General features: G+C 36.4%; 14 protein-coding genes and 2 pseudogenes. 8 read left to right on the top strand and 8 right to left on the bottom strand.

All coding sequences use genetic code 11. The features are described 5' to 3' along the window. The first annotated feature begins 2 nt into the window (after nt 1–2). The 4 genes from H5200_RS16800 to H5200_RS16785 all read left to right on the top strand — a co-directional run bounded on the left by H5200_RS16800 (nt 3) and on the right by H5200_RS16785 (nt 2,881). A complete protein-coding gene (locus H5200_RS16800; protein WP_182761926.1) occupies nt 3–1,295 on the top strand; it encodes an ankyrin repeat domain-containing protein in 1,293 nt (430 codons plus the stop codon). A gap of 66 nt (nt 1,296–1,361) precedes the next feature. Further along, nucleotides 1,362–1,712 (top strand): hypothetical protein, encoded by a 351-nt coding sequence (locus H5200_RS16795; RefSeq protein WP_182719026.1) that lies wholly within the window; start codon nt 1,362–1,364, stop codon nt 1,710–1,712. Between the two features lie 32 nt (nt 1,713–1,744). Next, nucleotides 1,745–2,308 carry a hypothetical protein gene (locus H5200_RS16790; protein WP_182761924.1) on the top strand — a complete coding sequence of 188 codons (564 nt, stop codon included), beginning with the start codon at nt 1,745–1,747 and terminating at the stop codon, nt 2,306–2,308. Nucleotides 2,309–2,377: 69 nt separating this feature from the next. After that, entirely contained in the window at nt 2,378–2,881 is a 504-nt protein-coding gene (locus H5200_RS16785; RefSeq protein ID WP_182719024.1) for an endonuclease V, read from the top strand. A gap of 118 nt (nt 2,882–2,999) precedes the next feature. On the opposite strand, the pseudogene H5200_RS16780 reads toward H5200_RS16785, so the two are convergent. Continuing rightward, a pseudogene (locus tag H5200_RS16780) lies at nt 3,000–3,309 on the bottom strand (IS4 family transposase); the annotation flags it as partial. A gap of 130 nt (nt 3,310–3,439) precedes the next feature. Between H5200_RS16780 and H5200_RS16775 the strand changes: the two are divergent. Then, complete coding sequence (locus tag H5200_RS16775) at nt 3,440–4,501, top strand: SMI1/KNR4 family protein (protein ID WP_182761922.1); 1,062 nt, start codon at nt 3,440–3,442, stop codon at nt 4,499–4,501. Between the two features lie 331 nt (nt 4,502–4,832). On the opposite strand, the gene H5200_RS16770 is transcribed toward H5200_RS16775, so the two are convergent. The 3 genes from H5200_RS16770 to H5200_RS16760 are packed head-to-tail and all read right to left on the bottom strand — an operon-like array spanning nt 4,833 to nt 9,376. Next, entirely contained in the window at nt 4,833–5,579 is a 747-nt protein-coding gene (locus H5200_RS16770) for a DUF1266 domain-containing protein (RefSeq protein ID WP_182719022.1), read from the bottom strand. Then, nucleotides 5,569–7,671 (bottom strand): tetratricopeptide repeat protein, encoded by a 2,103-nt coding sequence (locus tag H5200_RS16765; protein WP_182761920.1) that lies wholly within the window; start codon nt 7,669–7,671, stop codon nt 5,569–5,571. The genes H5200_RS16770 and H5200_RS16765 overlap by 11 nt, the downstream gene beginning before the upstream one ends. 43 nt (nt 7,672–7,714) lie before the next feature. Then, the gene (locus H5200_RS16760) at nt 7,715–9,376 is read right to left on the bottom strand and encodes an Hsp70 family protein (RefSeq protein WP_182761918.1); all 1,662 of its coding nucleotides are present in this window, start codon (nt 9,374–9,376) and stop codon (nt 7,715–7,717) included. A 414-nt stretch (nt 9,377–9,790) separates the two neighbouring features. Between H5200_RS16760 and H5200_RS16755 the strand changes: the two genes are divergently transcribed. Continuing rightward, nucleotides 9,791–10,801, top strand: a complete 1,011-nt coding sequence (locus H5200_RS16755) for an SMI1/KNR4 family protein (RefSeq protein ID WP_182761916.1) — start codon at nt 9,791–9,793, stop codon at nt 10,799–10,801. A gap of 73 nt (nt 10,802–10,874) precedes the next feature. Here the strand turns inward: H5200_RS16755 and H5200_RS16750 are convergent, their stop codons facing one another. After that, nucleotides 10,875–11,822 (bottom strand): DNA-processing protein DprA, encoded by a 948-nt coding sequence (locus H5200_RS16750; protein WP_182761914.1) that lies wholly within the window; start codon nt 11,820–11,822, stop codon nt 10,875–10,877. 172 nt (nt 11,823–11,994) lie between these two features. Beyond that, a complete protein-coding gene (locus tag H5200_RS16745) occupies nt 11,995–12,393 on the bottom strand; it encodes a hypothetical protein (RefSeq protein ID WP_182761912.1) in 399 nt (132 codons plus the stop codon). A 239-nt stretch (nt 12,394–12,632) separates the two neighbouring features. Here H5200_RS16745 and H5200_RS16740 point away from each other — a divergent pair, with 239 nt between their 5' ends. After that, nucleotides 12,633–13,325, top strand: a complete 693-nt coding sequence (locus tag H5200_RS16740; RefSeq protein ID WP_182761910.1) for a hypothetical protein — start codon at nt 12,633–12,635, stop codon at nt 13,323–13,325. Nucleotide 13,326: 1 nt separating this feature from the next. Beyond that, nucleotides 13,327–13,791: a hypothetical protein gene (locus H5200_RS16735; RefSeq protein WP_182761907.1), complete on the top strand. Its 465-nt coding sequence runs from the start codon at nt 13,327–13,329 to the stop codon at nt 13,789–13,791. A 209-nt stretch (nt 13,792–14,000) separates the two neighbouring features. Here the strand turns inward: H5200_RS16735 and H5200_RS16730 are convergent, their stop codons facing one another. Together H5200_RS16730 and H5200_RS16725 are read right to left on the bottom strand one after the other, a co-directional pair. Continuing rightward, nucleotides 14,001–15,536, bottom strand: a complete 1,536-nt coding sequence (locus H5200_RS16730; RefSeq protein WP_182761906.1) for a hypothetical protein — start codon at nt 15,534–15,536, stop codon at nt 14,001–14,003. A gap of 104 nt (nt 15,537–15,640) precedes the next feature. Continuing rightward, nucleotides 15,641–16,405 (bottom strand): annotated as a pseudogene (locus H5200_RS16725) (ISAs1 family transposase). Between the last annotated feature and the right edge of the window lie 395 nt (nt 16,406–16,800).

The raw sequence follows: 16,800 nt of genomic DNA, 5'->3' as shown, positions 1-16,800 counted from the left end.
CAATGACATTGCACCAAGCACTTGAGTCGAAAGATTTTAAACTCGCCACACAACTAGCAAAGAGCCTCTGCAATAGCCACATCATACAAGCATTGAATGAGACGTTTGTTTTACAAAATCTACATGCCTATTGGCTTGCCTTGGATTTTTGGCTGCTATTAGATGAAAAAAATATCGTGTCGCTCGATTTGCTAAAAAATATGGGGGACGAGGAGGAAGTCGATTTTAATAACATTGATATTGAAAGTCTCATCAATTCAACAACCGAAAAACCAAAACTGAAAGTCGATCAAAAAAAATCATTTCCACTGCTAATATTAGAAAATGAATTAAGGTACTTTGAACATAAAAGCGAAGAAGAATGTGCCATATTAGTTAAATTTATAAACGCTTGTAGAAATTTAAATGCCAAAGGGGGAAAATTATTAACACAAGCGCTTTCACCTAACACACCACTGTCGATTCTCGATGCCTTAATTGAAAAGGGGTGTGACCCTATGTACGAGAATAACGCTCAACAAAACTTTCTTTTTAATATAGTGAAATGGCGTAAACAAGTAGACATAGATACGTTTAAAAAATATCTAACCTATTTTATAGACCAAGGATTAGATATTAATCACCGTGATGTAATAGACGAAACCCCTATCATTGCTTTAATTAAATCAGGTGAAGCAACACAGCGTATAGACGTTATGATCGAGTTAGGCGCTGATATACATATTCAAAAAACGGATATTGATGGCTTTGATTTATTAGAAATAGCAGTTACAAGTTACAATCCCGATTTTGTGAGTGCTTTACTTAAGCATGGACTCGCTTTTGATTATGAAAAACAAGATAGAGAAGGCCATAGTGTATTATTTCGCTTTACAGACCATGGGGTTAGAAAAGATCAATTAACGCTATTTTCTTTATTACTACAGGGACAGCCTGATCTTTATCAGATTAATCACGACAGTAGATGTGAAAAGCATTACTCTACCCCAATGGAAAATTTAGTAACAGAAGCACACCCAGACGCATTAAAACTGGCGTTAGCTATGCTTCGACCAGACATCAACCAAACCGATGAGGAAGGTAACACACCTTTACACCTTGCTGCATCTAATTATGTACATGAAGCAGCCCGAGCGGTTGTTAATTTAGAACGAATAAAAATACTTATAGCGTATGGGGCTGATGTCAACACACTAAACAACAAGGAACAAACACCTGCAGCTTGTGCCAGTGATGATGATAAAAAGGCCGATATACTGGCATTTTTATTAGCAAAAGAACACCAAGCAAAGTGAAATACGAGATCTATAACTAAATAATAGTAATATTCGTATCCGAAGCTGATCATTAAGGATAAAAAGATGATAAAGCGTTTTCTAAGCTTACTTGTTTTATGCCCCTTACCTTTAATTGCTTGTCAATGGCAACCTGATGACTTAATCGGAAGCTACCGAAGTTTGGGGCACTCCTATTTTGATACCTTTGCACTAGAGAGAGAAGATATATTTCATTCATGGTTACACCAAAGGCCTGAAATGACGGCAAAGTGGCAGCTTGATAAAAATTGTATATTGGTAATACGCAGTGAACACTTAACACACCCAATCAAGCTCACCTTAATTGCATTAACAGTCAATAAAGCAGTGTTTAGTGATGGTCAAACTAAACAGCACTATCAACGCTTAAGTGCACAACAAAAAACAGCCAAGTAAATTAACCCTATACACTAATTTAGAGATAACGAATGAGATTGACTAATTTAAAACACCTGAGTCTATACTTAATTTTGCTATTTAATATATTTGCTTTTCAAAGCTACGCCTCTGAGCCTGCTATTTTTTCAAAATACAGCAAAGCGTTAACTTTAGTTGAGCAAAATCCTGAGCTATATCGCTATCGTTTCAACGGGCCAATTACAATACGTGGACTACTCGTAATTCAGCTTGATATGGCAAGCCCAGCTCAAGCAAGCGGCGATATTATCGACATACGTATCATTCCAACCCGATTAGCACGCAATAAGTTGCCCGCAGTTATTAATGGCCGTTATACATCGGCGATTGAGGCTATTTTTATACGTTTATCAGCTCCCCAATTAGACGAACTATTTGCAGGTAAAGAAAACTGGCAACGTTTAAGCCACGGTACAGAAAGACTTATAAAGCAACCCGTAGAAGTCACATTTAATGATTTTAGCGCATCGGTAGAATGCGACAGCCGCACCTACACCGCAACCATTAACACCATAGCAGCTATAACAGATAAGCGAGTCGCTGCATTATCTAAGCTTGATATAAGCGGCTGTTAAGCCGCCTTAAATTAAAGCCGTGATTATTAATAAAGCACTACGACACATATAATTTAACAGGAGTACACATTGATTTTTGCCATTGATTGCCAATATTACGACGACACAGCTATTGCTGCCGGTATCTTATTTGAAAACTGGCACGACGAAGAAATAACAGCAAAGCAAGTCAACACCATTGAAAATATTGCTCCCTATGAACCGGGGCAGTTTTATAAACGCGAGTTACCGTGTATTTTGTCCGTACTAAAATCTTTAGATACTCAACCAGATATCATCATTGTTGATGGCTATGTCACTTTAAGTAGTGCACAAAAGCCAGGTCTGGGCATGCACCTTTATGAAGCACTTGAACAACAGATTCCCGTTATTGGCGTAGCCAAAAGATCATTTGTCGATACACCAAAAGAAGCTGGAATTTTGCGAGGAAAAAGTGAAAATCCTCTTTATATAAGCAGTGTGGGAATTGATCTTGAACAAGCAAAAGAACACATACTGCACATGCATGGTAAAAATCGCCACCCAACCTTATTAAAATACGTTGACCAGCTAGCTAGAGGCATTGTTACCTAAAACGAATAGCAAAGGTATGGATGTAAAAACTGTGTAAATACCCGTTAGATATAGGGAACTAATTGCTCCTTAAATTCTATTATAGTAAGGCTCAGATCCCGAGAGAGCCATACAGTTTTTATCTAAGCGACAAGCACTCACGGCAAGCCTTATTTAATTGCTGAAGTGCTTTTGAAAAGATTCTCAGTTTTATATTATAGCCAAATTTTTCAAAGTATTGCGCCCCAAAACTAAAGCCAGACAGCACTTTTCTATTTTTTAACGCGATCAATAACGTGACATTCAAGTGGCCTTTTTCATAGCAACGACAATGAGGTAAATAATAGCCATGACTGCGAAGCACCTTTAGTATATTTCAAGCTTACGCTGCTGCGAATAGCTTTTCCTCGAAGGTTATTCTTCTTTCTTTGTTTACGTTTTGATTTAAAAAAACTGCACACAACAATTGATTCTAAGCGACCTAACTTCTTTGATGCATATTTAGACTTGATACAAAGCTATATACGAATCATTTTTTTAGATAGACTATCAAGCATCTTTACAAGGAGGAAAATATAGATGCAATTTATAGACCCTTTTCCAGTCAAATGCGAGTTTTGTCAACACTTAGCTTATTATCCGTTAACCCCGCTTAAGGCTGAAAAAGCAGCCTGTACAGCTTGCAAAAAAGTTTTACGGCAGACACCTCGTGATCTTCGTAGATCCAGCCGTAAACATGGAATTGAAATTTGGCCTACAGCTCTTATATTTGAAGTTATGCTGCAGTTCGATATTGACTATGATTTGGTTAGCGACGATGAACTTAATGAGGAAACAACCCTATCAACATTTATTGAACTAATGCAAAGAGCTGATCCAAGTATTTCCGCGCGTGACCTACTTAACTTTGATATGTTAGACACTGCTCGCTCTACCTGTGATGAAGAACAATTACTAACGCTAAAGCTGGAGGAGCTGTCTTTACTGTCTCATCCTAAAGAGCCGTTACCAGACAATAATTCTCTTGCAGATCCAAATGTCAAAGGCATTGAGAAAAGTGAACTGCAAACGATGTATAAACAGCGTCGAAAAGCACGACAAACCCAAGATAAACTTACCCCGCGTCCTTCAGCTGAAGAATCCACCGTTGAAGTTAAGGCCCCTAATGCTAATAAATACTCTAACTTTTGGCAAAAACAAAGCGAAGAAAACCACGCGGATATAGATAAGCCATTAACCGATGAGGAAATTCAAAATACTGTGAATAATTTGGGATATACGCTACCCATACTCTATATACAGTTAATGAAAATACAAAATGGTGGCTATCCACAAAACACGCTCATTCAACTCGATGAAGAAAAACCATCTAACTATAGTATCAGCGAGTTTATTAGGCTAGATTCTATCGCTGCAGAAAGTGAATATATGAGAAACGAATGGGGTTATCCTGATATCGGGCTATATATTTGTAATTGCCCTTCGGCAGGGCACCACTTGGTTGCTTTAGATTACACTGAGTGCGGGCCTACAGGTGAGCCTACAGTGGTACATGTCGATCAAGAAAATGACTTTAAAATAACCATACTTGCTACAACTTTTGAGCAGTTCATTAGTGAACTACAATATGATGAAGATTAACCTCATGAAAAGTGTTATTACTTTAAAAGACTCTAACACTTTTTTGTATAACTAGCTTTTTAGATTGAGACACTATCAGCTCGCTGAGTGTGGTTTATGTTATTGGATTTACCTTTTGAGTTAATCTAGAACAAGCAAATTTAATGCAGTGCGCGCTACTTTAGCGCCCTCTATATTTTTTCAGCATTAATTAACTCAATAAGTAATTGACTATAAAAGCTAGAGCTTTAACGTATAAAGTCAAGATTTTATCTCTTTGGTTTTGTTACTAGTACGGGTTTACATGTTGTAATAAAAGCCACGTTAAGTGGCTTTTATTACAATGTTAGCGCTACAGGTCTATTTGCCAGTTGAGTTGACACCAAGGGTGGTTATCGTCAGCTAAAATTGATGTCAATTCTTCGATATCTAGCTTAATCTCTTGTTTTACTTCGAAAGCATCAGGGTAGCGTTCTGGTGGACCATCCATAGGTTTATCGAGTTTTACACCCACCCAAGTTAAGCGCCCTACTATGTGACTCATGGCTAACTCTTGCCAATCAGTAAATAATTGTTGCGCAATTTTACCTAGCACTAGCAAATAATACCAAGTTTCTTGTTCTGTAATTAAACCCGTAGTATACGCACACCGGCATAGAAATGCAGAACGACCCACATCAAAACCTTTAATCCCACAGTCAGATAATGAAACATTATGCTTTTGAGCCCATCCACTAACCATATATTCATTACTGTTTTTATCGTTGTTTCGATTCAAGTAAAAGTGTTCAATAAATAAATCATAACGCACACTTTCAATCAAACGGCTCATAAACTCGCTGCTACGAGCTGTATCTAAAAAAATATTTAATGTTTCAACTAAATCAGCTTTAGTATGTATACCATAACTATTTTTTAATACTTTTACATTGCCATTAATAATCGCTTGTAGTGGGTACGTTTCACTCTTATGTAATAAGCAATCCAGTGAGTAGCCATTTTGCATCGATAAGTAGCCTGATAAGCTGATTAACCATTGCTTTTGTTCATCGGTTAACGATTGACTTTGCAACATTAAGTCTTCTTGATTATTGTCCATCAACTCTCTCCTTTGTATCTTGCAATTGCTGGCATAAAGCTTTGCACTGCTGTGCATAAGGTAACCCTTGTTCGATAAGCGCTTCACAGCATTTAATAGCTGAATTTAAAGAATGAACGGCATATGGATGAGTATTATATTCGTGGGCAGCTTGTTGAAATGCAGCTAAAGCCGTGTCATATTGGTTTAACTCTAAAAGTGCGCACCCTTTAAAATAATATGCTTGTGGTGCTGCACGTAAACCTTTAATCGCTATATCAGCTAACATGATGCAGGTGTCAAAGTCTTGCTGGTCAAACGCGGCCTCCAAAAACTTTAAACAATCACGCGGGTTGTAAAGCATGAGTTGTTTAATTTCTTTTATATAATTAAGTACATTACGTTGAAAATCATCAACAACACTTGTATCCGCATAAGCAACTAATTCGGTGTCACGAATATATAATATAGCCAGTGCAAAAATTTGCAGTGATTCAGTATGCCCAAGAGATTCTACTGGGCGCCTCACTGAATCGTCTTCTCGGGTTAGCTCAAGTATGTCCATTTCTTGCTCTGAGTAACAACGTGGTTTTGTTGAACCAGGGAAAAAATCCGTTTTATAGAAATCCTGAAAACTAGCAATATGCTCTTGTAATGTATCAACTAAAACTTCATATGTGATTAAATCGTAGCAATATCTTAATAAATCAACAACTAATGGCCATCCCCACAGCTGGCGTTGATTGTATAAATCAATAAACACTAAAAACTCAGAGTAGGCTTCTTCAAAACGGTGTAATTTACATAAGCAAAGCGCTTGTAAATAATTCGCTTGTTCTACAAATATCGGTTTGTATTGCTCGGTGATTGACAACGCATCCTGATATCGTCCATTTTCATACAGTAAGGTCGCAATTTTTATCGCGTTTTTAGCTTCATCAGCTCTCAACTCTCGAATATATCCGCGTCTTGCTGTAATTAATGCAACTTCAAGCTCCATATCACCAATAGCAGCTAGTTTTGCATCTAAATAAAGATATGCCTTTTCATAATTATTAAGCTTTAAATAACATAAACCAATATATTTGAACATTACCTTAGTACACAGTACGCGGTAATTATGTTCTTGCTTTAAATAAAGTGCGAGTGCAGCCTCATAATTTTTTAATTTATACTCAGCATGTGCTTGGTAATTTAACAGATCTTCCTCTGTTTGTGGAATTGTCAGAGGTTCAAGTATACGTTTAATGGCGCTATAGCTATTAAGCGTCCATAAATACTTAACTATATAATTATAAAGGGGAAAGTCATTTTTAAACTCAGGTCCAATTTGTTCAGCAACATTTTCTAAATCTTCTGTAGTCAATGTGTCGTATAAACATTTATCTTCAATATAGTTACGTATTTCAAGATGGCGTTGAAGATTTTTAAAATCAACATGTTCTGAAATACCGACCACTAAACCGTCATGTATTCTCTTTGGTAACGTTTTTATATAACCCGACAATGCAACCGCAATTTGACGCGTAGTATCATCGCCACTGATAGATAAGCTGCCAGAAATACTTAAACTGGTATCTAAAAATGTCCAGATATTTTCAGGTAAAAAATAGTGTTTAGAAAAAAAGTCGAGTAAGTTGACAGTCAATGCATTACTTTGATTAACATCCCAAAATATCGGCGCCGCGAACAACATTTTCCATTGTTCTAAACTGTGCCTAACTGAAATATCACTATAAAGCTGTGTTAAGGCAAGGTTGAGTTGGGATATTGTTTTAATAGTTGAAAATTCAACGGGTTTGTCATCATCAATATCGTGATTGGAGCTAGGTGGTGGCTCCGAAAAAACTTCATCCTGTGTGTCTTCAATATCAGTATCTAGTTGCGGCTGAAATGCTTTAAGTGATGCATCGTGCCAACTAGCTGAATTATCATTTGCATCATCATCACTTTTTGAGATTTCTTCTAGTGCTTGATCATACGCTTTACGTAACGCTTTAAACTCTTCAGGGAATTCTGTTGGCGGAGTTTGTTTTAGTAACTGCGTATAAGCTAATTTTATAGCCCGCTTATCTTTAGTTGGTTCAATACCTAATAGTATCCAATGGTACATTTAGTTTACTCTTATGTTGTGGGCACAAATAATAGAATGCATGTTAATAAGAAATATTCAAAAACATTTTTATACGCTCTTTGGCAGCGTCAATTTTATGATTATCATGGGTTTCTAACGCGCGATCAAAAAGCCCAATGCTTTCACCAACCTTTCTACGTTTATCACCTAAGCTCTCTTGAAACATGCGATCGAGCTTTGCTTTAAAAGCGGTATTGGCAAGTTTATTTTTTGGGAGTATTTTTAAAGCTTGCAGTCTTGAAAATTGCTCTTGCAATTGATTTTGGTCAAGCTCTTTCACGTTCTCACCAACATAAGTACGATAGGTTTTTTCAGAATCCTTGTTTTTAACTTCCACTTCAATCACACCATTGAGATCATAAGTGTAAGTTATATAAAAAGACTGAATTTTGTTCAAAGGTTCAAGTGTAATGTCTAATGTACCCATTAATACATTATCTTTAGGTAGGTAATTTTCACCTTGATAAATGTTAATCAAAACACTTTCTTGACTTGGATGTCTAGAAAATAAAGAGCGCGTTTCACTGACCGGGATCGTAGAGTTACGCTCAATAATGGGTAAAAACTCAGGTTGGTTATGCTCGTTAGATATCTCAACGCCCAGTGTAAATGGGCAAACATCAGTCATGATTACATCTTTGAGCTGAATATTACGCTCGTTCATACTTGCTTGAATGGCAGCCCCAATAGCAATAGCATGATCTGGGTTGTATTGAATTTGTGTAATACGCGAAAATACATGATTAATTTGTTGGCGAAAAATAGGCATGCGGGTCGCACCGCCGACAAAAATAAGGCCTGCAATATCATCCATCGATAATTTTGCATCAGACATCGCTCTATGAATAGGAAACTTAATGCGCTCAATTAAATCATGACAAATATGGCCGAAATCGTCTTCACTTAGGGTATAAGTTAAAACATCGCCTTTGTATTCAAAATCAAAACTGGCAGAATCGTCGATGGTTAGCTGACATTTTAATTGATCACATAAAGACCATATATTTCTTCGCTCACTTTTGGCTAGACGGTACGGTTGGATATCATTTTTGCCAAATACATCGTCGACAATAGCTTGGGTAAAGTCATTACCACCGAGGTAATTATCGCCTCCAGAGGCGTGAATCTCAAAAATGTCATTAAACACTTCAATAACTGACACATCAAATGTTCCACCACCGAGATCAAGCACTAAATAAGTGTTATCTGAATCTTTATTATCTAATCCATATGCAAGGGCTGCGGCGGTTGGCTCGTTAATTAAGCGCTCAACCGTTAAACCAGCAAGTGAAGCCGCCTGCTGTGTAGCTTGCCGTTGTTTATTATTAAAGTAGGCTGGTACTGAAATAACAGCTTCAGTAATGGGTTGTTGTAAATATGCTTCAGCTTGCTCTTTAAGGTGCTTAAGTAAAATAGCCGACAGCTCTATTGGGGTATAAGATTGTTCTTCTAATTGATAGACTTTATCTGTGCCCATAAAACGTTTAAATTCAGACACCGTCAACTCAGGATGAGTCGCTAAACGATCCCGAGCAGCTTGACCTACCAATACATAGTCATCTGAAAAACTCACAATAGAAGGCACTAGAACATTGCCCTCAGAGTCAGCGATAAGTTTAACACCACTATCTTGCCATACAGCAACAACACTGTGTGTCGTTCCCAGATCAATCCCTATCTTCATATTACTCCCCCGCTCATCGGAACATTATTAAATCATTTTATATATATTAAAACCACTATTTAAAAAACCACTTATTATACTAACATTGATTGTTATATGTAAAATCCATCAAAATAAGAAAGTGCAATAAAAAAGCCTATTTTTTTCACTGCGTGTAATTCAGGCCAAAAAGATGTTCACCCTAAAAATAAAATCTTCTTAAACAAGAGGATAAAAGAAAAACCTATAACAGATAAAGTGATTAATCTAAGAAATTAAAGATAACAAGAGATCCATTAACTAATTAAAACGAGCTTAAATATATTAAAATTTCAATGTTAATTGATTGTAAATTTTAAGCTTGTTAAAATTAATACTGAGTTAATCTTGCCGTGATATACTAAGTTTATTTTTTACTTTATTAATAAGATTCTCATGCAAAATATCTGTGCGTATAACGATACTTTAAAAACCAAAAAATGGCATGACTTTCATTTTCCAGCAATAGAAATCACCAATTTGCCGTCTTTTTCACAAGATGAAAGCTACATCTTTAGTGACTTACTTCATCAAGCAGTAAAAGATCGAACAGACCAAGATGTTCTCAAGCTTTTCTTAATAACACCTGATACTCAATTGAGTAATCATTTTTATATGGTTGCCTACTTACAAGATAAGACTATTTTTACCGCCGAAGTGCTCAACACCCCACTATTTTCACAATGGTTAACAACAATTGATAGAGAAAGAAGAAAAGGCGTAGAACCTAAATCTAAGCTGTATGATCTTGCCAGTAATAGTCTATCTAGTCGCCCAATATCAAGAGCGTTTGCTGAGCAAATATTCACACATACCGGTGAGTTTATTGATGAAAATATTCCTAATGCATTTAAAGCAGAAGAATTAGCGCAACAAAAAATAGATTACATCACCCCATTTATTAACTTTGATTCCCATGAAGACTTTTCTTTAGTAAAACAAAATTTAACTCAATTAGTTGAGTCTGAGGGATTAAAAATAATAGAGCCCATTGATAATAAAGCGATTTATCAACAATTTAAAACGCAAGCTGGTTTTGAGTTTCCCACTATTTTAAAAGACTTTTTAACACTGCATAATGGCATTGAAAAAACAGGTTTTATGAATGCACAGACCATACTAAAAGAATGGAGTGACTGGCAAACACCATATCAAAAATGGACGCAAGAGGACTTGCTCGATACTTACAGCAGTAACGATGGCACAGTACTGCCTTTATATTGCACCCCCTATTGGATCCCCTTTTTCGACCAAGGTTGTGGTAATTTTTATGCCATAGATCTTGCACCAAACAGTAAAGGAAAACCTGGGCAGGTAATTAGTTTTGGCGCAGACCAAGAAAGCGGCTATCTGCAAGCGCATAGCTTAGCAGAACTCATTGCTGGTTTTATGCATAACGAAGATTAACAGCAACTTTTAACGACGTATCTTGGCCCATCGTTTAGTTGTAATGATGGGCTTTTTTATAAACTAAAACCTTTTACGTTGAAATAAAATCGTCTTGAAAGCTTAAGCTTTGTTGAACGACTTTACCGCTTGCTTGCATGTCGTCTTGAATATACTTTAACAGTCCATTCACGCAGATTGGCATTTCCCACGCGCTGGCACCGCGCTCCATTTCAGAGAACTTTAATTCAGGCCTTAAATTGGCTGTTCCAGGTAAGAACACATTAGCAATTTTTTTATTGTACTTATGTGCAAATGCGACAGTGTGAGCACTGCCACTTTTAATTTCCCACTCGATAGGTAGCAGCGTATTACAAAGCGCAGCCTGTATTCGATTTCGTCTAACAAAGTTTTCGGCACTGTATAATTGTTCAGGTAGGTATTCTGTTACTACTGTGCCACCACGATTTAATATTTGCGCTTTAAGTGTGTTAGAGCCTTTAGGAAACTCAACGTATATACCATTACCAAGAACCGCAACGGTGGGAATGTTATATTTTATCGATTCTGTATGTGCTATTTGATCGATACCCAAAGCTAAGCCACTGACTGTAACAAGCCCTTTATTTGCCAATGCTGCGATGACTGTTTTGGCTAAAATTACACCATCTGTTGATGGCTTACGAGTACCTATCACTGATACGGATTTTTTATGTAAGTTTTCAATTGGACCCTGAACAAAAATCCAATGAGGTGCATCATCAATTTTCTTCAACTCTTGAGGAAAAAGCTCCTGCTCTTTGAACAAAAGTCTTACATTATCAGCATGAAGAGAACGTGCGCGCGCTAAGCCAATTGACCAAAGTTGTTGTTGATATGCCTGCCATTCAATATCATCAGGTAATGACACATTCAGGTGTTTAGAAATTTCATCAGCATTACTCGCTTTAAGTAAATTTTTAAAGCCTAAGCCTGACTCTGCTATTTTGTGTAATACCCAATACCCAACGCCGCTTAATGAAGTCAACGCGAGAAAAGCCACAGTTTCATTGCGCCAATAGTCTTTTTGCTGTTATTTACTCAACGCCAAATTCCATACAACTGTTTAATTTAAAACGCGCTGATTTTTACAGTATTATCAATCAAAGGCAAGGTAAACCAACTGCCTCGGTTGGCACACCTAAAATGCCAAAGCGCTTGTTAAAAACGCAAACTTACTCGTTTAATAACTTATTAAGCGTTGTTATGTTTTTATCTTGCGATTCATAAACAGTATCAAATGGCTCGCTTGACCAATCGCCGTGTTTACTTTGCCATGTAAACCAAGCAGATGAAATAAACTCAAACTCTTGCATTTCCTCCACCTCTTCACCGGCTAAAAAGTTAATTAACTGCGCTAACGTACAGTGCCCACTATCAACCAACGTTAACACCTCTGTTCCCATTAGCTCTGTGTCGTCATCAAGTAAAATGATAACAACCGATTCTACAATCAGTTCATACTCCTTATATTCCATTATTGGCGTAACGTATGACTCATCTTGATGGCCTAATAAAATACTGGCGTAATTATCACTAACTTGGCCATTTTTAAAAACTAATTGTTGATTCATTTATTTACCTTAACTGCCATGATCGACTTATCTTATTCTTTAAATTATCAAATTTTTGGGTTTAATTCACGACTTACACAATCAAAAATAAGCTCAACCTTAGAACATGGTATTAAATGATAAATAGAACCAAGCAAAAAGCAGCCTGTTTGCTAGAGGTTTTCGAATAGCTGCCCATTGTGGTTTATTAAAAAATATCATGCTAAATTAGAAAACTCTAAATCAAGGATGATGTATTTTTGCAACACTCAAATCTACCTAAGAATGTAAAGTTTCACATTAAAAATACCTATTTGCCAAATAAGGTAAAATTAAGGACTCAAGGCCACCTCAATATTATTGCAATTAGGGCCATACTAACTTTCATCGTTCCATTTTGTGGTGTGGTTGGCTATTTTACTGAGTCAATATTTTATGGTATTTGCTTTGCTCCTTTATTTTTATCACTCGTTTTTGCTTACTCAAGAAGCCATTATTTAGTCCTTGATATTGAAACAGGTAAAGCGTACAAAGAAAAATTATTTCTAGCTAAAGCCACATCAAAAAAGATTTTAAAAAATTTAAACGATGTTGAAGTTTTAGTGCAACAAATTCCAGGCCTTGCAGATAAGTATCAAATAGCGCTGTGTCATGAACGCTACACAATTGGCACCTACCAAGATACCCAAGCAGCCGCCGCGTTTTTAGCTAATCATTTTGGCTGTATACACACAGAAAAGGTAAATGAGTTTACAGAAAAAACAAACGTCAGCAATAACACGCCCGATTTAGACCAAAATGCACTCGATAATAGACCTGCAAGTACAGTAGATGATCCAGCTCTAAAAAGCGGCAAAGATATAACTTTCTGGGATACCAAATCATTGATAAAAATGATTCTCCTCCCCTTCATATGTTTTATTATCATCGGACTAATAGTGATTACTTTATAAAATGAAATTTACAAAACTGACAAATCAACAAGCCCAAATCAAGCCATTTGCCACAAGTGCTGTTAACTTTATTGGCGCATTTATTTTCTTTATAAGCTGTTTATGTATGTTTAGTGTAATGGATGGCGAATTTCCTTTGATACCTTGGGCTGCCATTTCCACACTTGGCTTTTGTTGTACATTTGCTAATTACAAAATTAAAATTGATAAAGAAACAAAAAACATAACTATACGCGCCAAAAGTATTTACGTTATTAAAGCAGATTCAATTGCATTTGCGGATATACGCGGCATAGTGGTTGACGAAAAATTATTTGGTAAAAGGGATTACCGCCTATATCTTAAATTAGTTAATGAAGATAGATACATATTAATAAATAAAGGTTACAAAAACAGCTTAGAAAAAGTAGCCAATGAGCTAAGTAGCTTTATAAACAAACCTATCTATAAAACCTATGAACGTTAGGTAATTGCCAAAAACACTGCTGAAAATTCAACCTCGATAGATAAACAGACCCTAGTTAACCACATTTATTTTTTAAAAATCTAGTTTAATCTTTTACTCTCATAGTGTAGGTCGGGATCAAACTTTATATTTGTCTTAATTGATAAAAATCGTAAAAGCCACTTAAGCATAATGCTCAAATGGCATTTACTCAGATAAAGTTTAAGTAACTAATCCAACGGCAGCTCTTGTAGCTTAATTAATAACGCTTGTAATTTATTTGCAGGGAATGTGAGTTTAGAAAAAATTTCATCGCGATCAAATCCATACTCTAATTCAATAATCCATTGCTTAAACTTTTCTATATACTGTTCAGGTATTACTGAAATAGGGATAGCTTGCAAAGTCTCAGATCTAATATGTTCAGTAGTGCTGGCAAAATGCTCTTCAAGCCCCGCCATAAAGTATGCCCAGTGCAGTTCTGTAAAGTTAGCCATAAACAATTCATAATCAATGTGATCAGTTGCTACTTCAGTAAAAAAACGTTTAAATGCGTGCTCTGGCTCAACATTAATAGCGTGTGAGAAAAACTCGGTATTAGCTTCAATTATGGCCCATAAACTTCGGCTCTCTCTTCCCAATACTAATAATGATTCAACCTTGTCAGGTGCGTGTGTCAGTGCATAGGAAATGAATCCTGAGGCGTATTCACGATCTAAACGAGCCATAAGTGTATTATTTAACGCATGTTCACTGGGGATGTGCTCACAAAGCGTCAATAACGTATTTGCACTTAACTTATCGTTTTTGTTATCGATTAGGCTCGCGTCTGCAATGGCTAGAAACACCTCAGACTGCTTATCTAGTGCAAAATAATCACGTAAAACCTGTAGGTTAGGTTGTATCGGGTAACCCACCAGCAGTGCATCGCACGCTGTGGGTAAGTCAATCAACCCATGACTTAAACGATAAAAAATAAGCTCTTCGCTGGGCATTGAGCTATCGTTTAATTTCATTGCAAGTGCAATATATTCTTGTGCCAGTGAGTGATTACTCGCAGCGAGCACTAAAGCCGTGGCAGCATCTTTCCAAAACGGCATAATGCCTCGGACCATAAACAAACTATTTAATTTTTCAACAGTTTGATTAATGTATTCAAGCGGGAATTCATGCTTTAGCATATACTTTAAAATATGCAAAAGGCTCATCGCTTCTTCTCGACCATCCGCTACATAACTCGTTAGCTGAATATCTTCATTAAACCAGTTGAATATATTACGATAATTTATATCACTTGTTTGCCCCTTTAAATCTAATAATGCTATTTTGGCATTGGTTCGATATTCAGGATCATCATTATCCATTTCATCAAGCAGTGTTTCTGCAATATCATAATCACTGATATAGTTAATAAGATCTAATAATAAATACCTTGAAAAAAAGTGCCGAGGTATTAACGCCTGAATGATATCCGCGCCCCAGTTGTCAATAATCTTATATAACCATTGAGTATTGAATTCATACTTACTCTGCTTTGATAAATGCTCATAACAACTTGTAACAAGTATATCTTTAACTTGCTCGTCCAACGTGAGCTTATTATTAGTTTCATTATTAAAGGCTAATAAAAACAACAGACTTGTTATGACTTCATCGCTTTCGAATTCATTAAGCATGAGATCAGCTGCGCTTAATGAACTGGTATCTAAATTAATAATGGCTGCTAATGCTGACTTTTTCGAATTATCCGTTAACTCTGTATGCAAGGTTATCTCCTAAATTTTAATCCATAATTATTAATATTAACCGATTTTATATCAAGAAAACATGAAGTTATTCCACAGGGCCCGAGGACACTTTGTTAATAAAGTTAACCGAATAATAATTCCTCTCTAAAAGCGTCATCATAACAGATTCTTACACACTTACTTCTTATCGACCCTTTGCTATTTGCATACTGTTTTACCATGTTTCTTATCACTCGAAGGAATACACCAATGTGCTGCGCACTCAGTGGTTCATGTATTTAACTGGCATCTTCTTTAAAGGCCACATCTAATATCTAGGGTTGTTGATTTTCTGTCAGCCAATGATGCCTGATAGCTTTGCTTATCAGCGCGCTATCTGTTAACGATGTCAGATAATAATGGGTATCTATACTCGTTCTATTCCCTTTTTTCTTTCTCTTTTTACCGTAACGAGTGTGTTTATTGACCGCCATTTTTCTTAATTTCAGGCTTTAACGTAGACGCATCAAGACAATCAGCACGTCACGTCGGCTAGCTAATTGTTTTAATGTCTCTGTTTGACAATGCATCTAACGTAATGATTGCATATTTAATATCAATCATTTGAAGAGGGTCTCTTACTGCGGGTATTTCATTGATCTTAATGAATCCGTAAATCCGTATCAACCGTTCGAAATATGCGAGCAATACTGTGTCGTGTCGGTATGCCATTGCTGAAAGGACGAAATTGCTTTAACCAACCAACCTTACATTTCAATGCCTTGCATTTCTTCACACCCAGATGTTACAGCACTAATAATAAGAAAAAGCACATCGACAAGGTTATGATACTGGTTGATTGTTGAGCGGTTATCTTTTACGAGTTCTAGATAGGAAAATAAAGACAAATGGAATATAAAATGATGAAATTTAGCGCATTAGATCATAAATTATAATTATTTACAAAGTATGATCCCCCCTACGCTAACAACCGATAAAGCGAATTTACTAAGCTGGTAATTTTCTATATGGTATCTACTTCTCGCATGCGCTGCTTTTTAACAGTGGCTGTAAATAATAAATAAGGGAAATAAAATGCTTAACTGGTTTAAAAAAACCACTTTGCTATGCGTTGCAAGCTCTGCAAGTATAGCCATAGGGGCAACAACCCCCACGACCAGGGCAAGATCACGAACTTTACCTTGACTTAAAAGTATGATCTTATACTCCTTTTTAAGGAGCCCCCATGCCTGATATTCAACTATTTAAATATTTCGAATCAATTGACGACCCTCGCCAGCAG

Origin of the sequence: Pseudoalteromonas sp. SG43-7 (genome assembly GCF_014164295.1) — a bacterium.
GTDB classification, from domain to species: domain Bacteria; phylum Pseudomonadota; class Gammaproteobacteria; order Enterobacterales; family Alteromonadaceae; genus Pseudoalteromonas; species Pseudoalteromonas rhizosphaerae.
The sequence above is the reverse complement of the archived record's forward strand: the minus strand, read 5'-3'. Positions and strand labels throughout refer to the sequence as shown.

What these genes read in the sequence shown, in the direction of transcription:
- H5200_RS16800 (WP_182761926.1), top strand. Translation starts at nt 3, where the DNA reads ATGACATTGCACCAAGCACTTGAGTCGAAAGATTTTAAACTCGCCACA.
- H5200_RS16795 (WP_182719026.1), top strand. Translation starts at nt 1,362, where the DNA reads ATGATAAAGCGTTTTCTAAGCTTACTTGTTTTATGCCCCTTACCTTTA.
- H5200_RS16790 (WP_182761924.1), top strand. Translation starts at nt 1,745, where the DNA reads ATGAGATTGACTAATTTAAAACACCTGAGTCTATACTTAATTTTGCTA.
- H5200_RS16775 (WP_182761922.1), top strand. Translation starts at nt 3,440, where the DNA reads ATGCAATTTATAGACCCTTTTCCAGTCAAATGCGAGTTTTGTCAACAC.
- H5200_RS16770 (WP_182719022.1), bottom strand. Translation starts at nt 5,579, where the DNA reads ATGGACAATAATCAAGAAGACTTAATGTTGCAAAGTCAATCGTTAACC.
- H5200_RS16765 (WP_182761920.1), bottom strand. Translation starts at nt 7,671, where the DNA reads ATGTACCATTGGATACTATTAGGTATTGAACCAACTAAAGATAAGCGG.
- H5200_RS16760 (WP_182761918.1), bottom strand. Translation starts at nt 9,376, where the DNA reads ATGAAGATAGGGATTGATCTGGGAACGACACACAGTGTTGTTGCTGTA.
- H5200_RS16755 (WP_182761916.1), top strand. Translation starts at nt 9,791, where the DNA reads ATGCAAAATATCTGTGCGTATAACGATACTTTAAAAACCAAAAAATGG.
- H5200_RS16745 (WP_182761912.1), bottom strand. Translation starts at nt 12,393, where the DNA reads ATGAATCAACAATTAGTTTTTAAAAATGGCCAAGTTAGTGATAATTAC.
- H5200_RS16735 (WP_182761907.1), top strand. Translation starts at nt 13,327, where the DNA reads ATGAAATTTACAAAACTGACAAATCAACAAGCCCAAATCAAGCCATTT.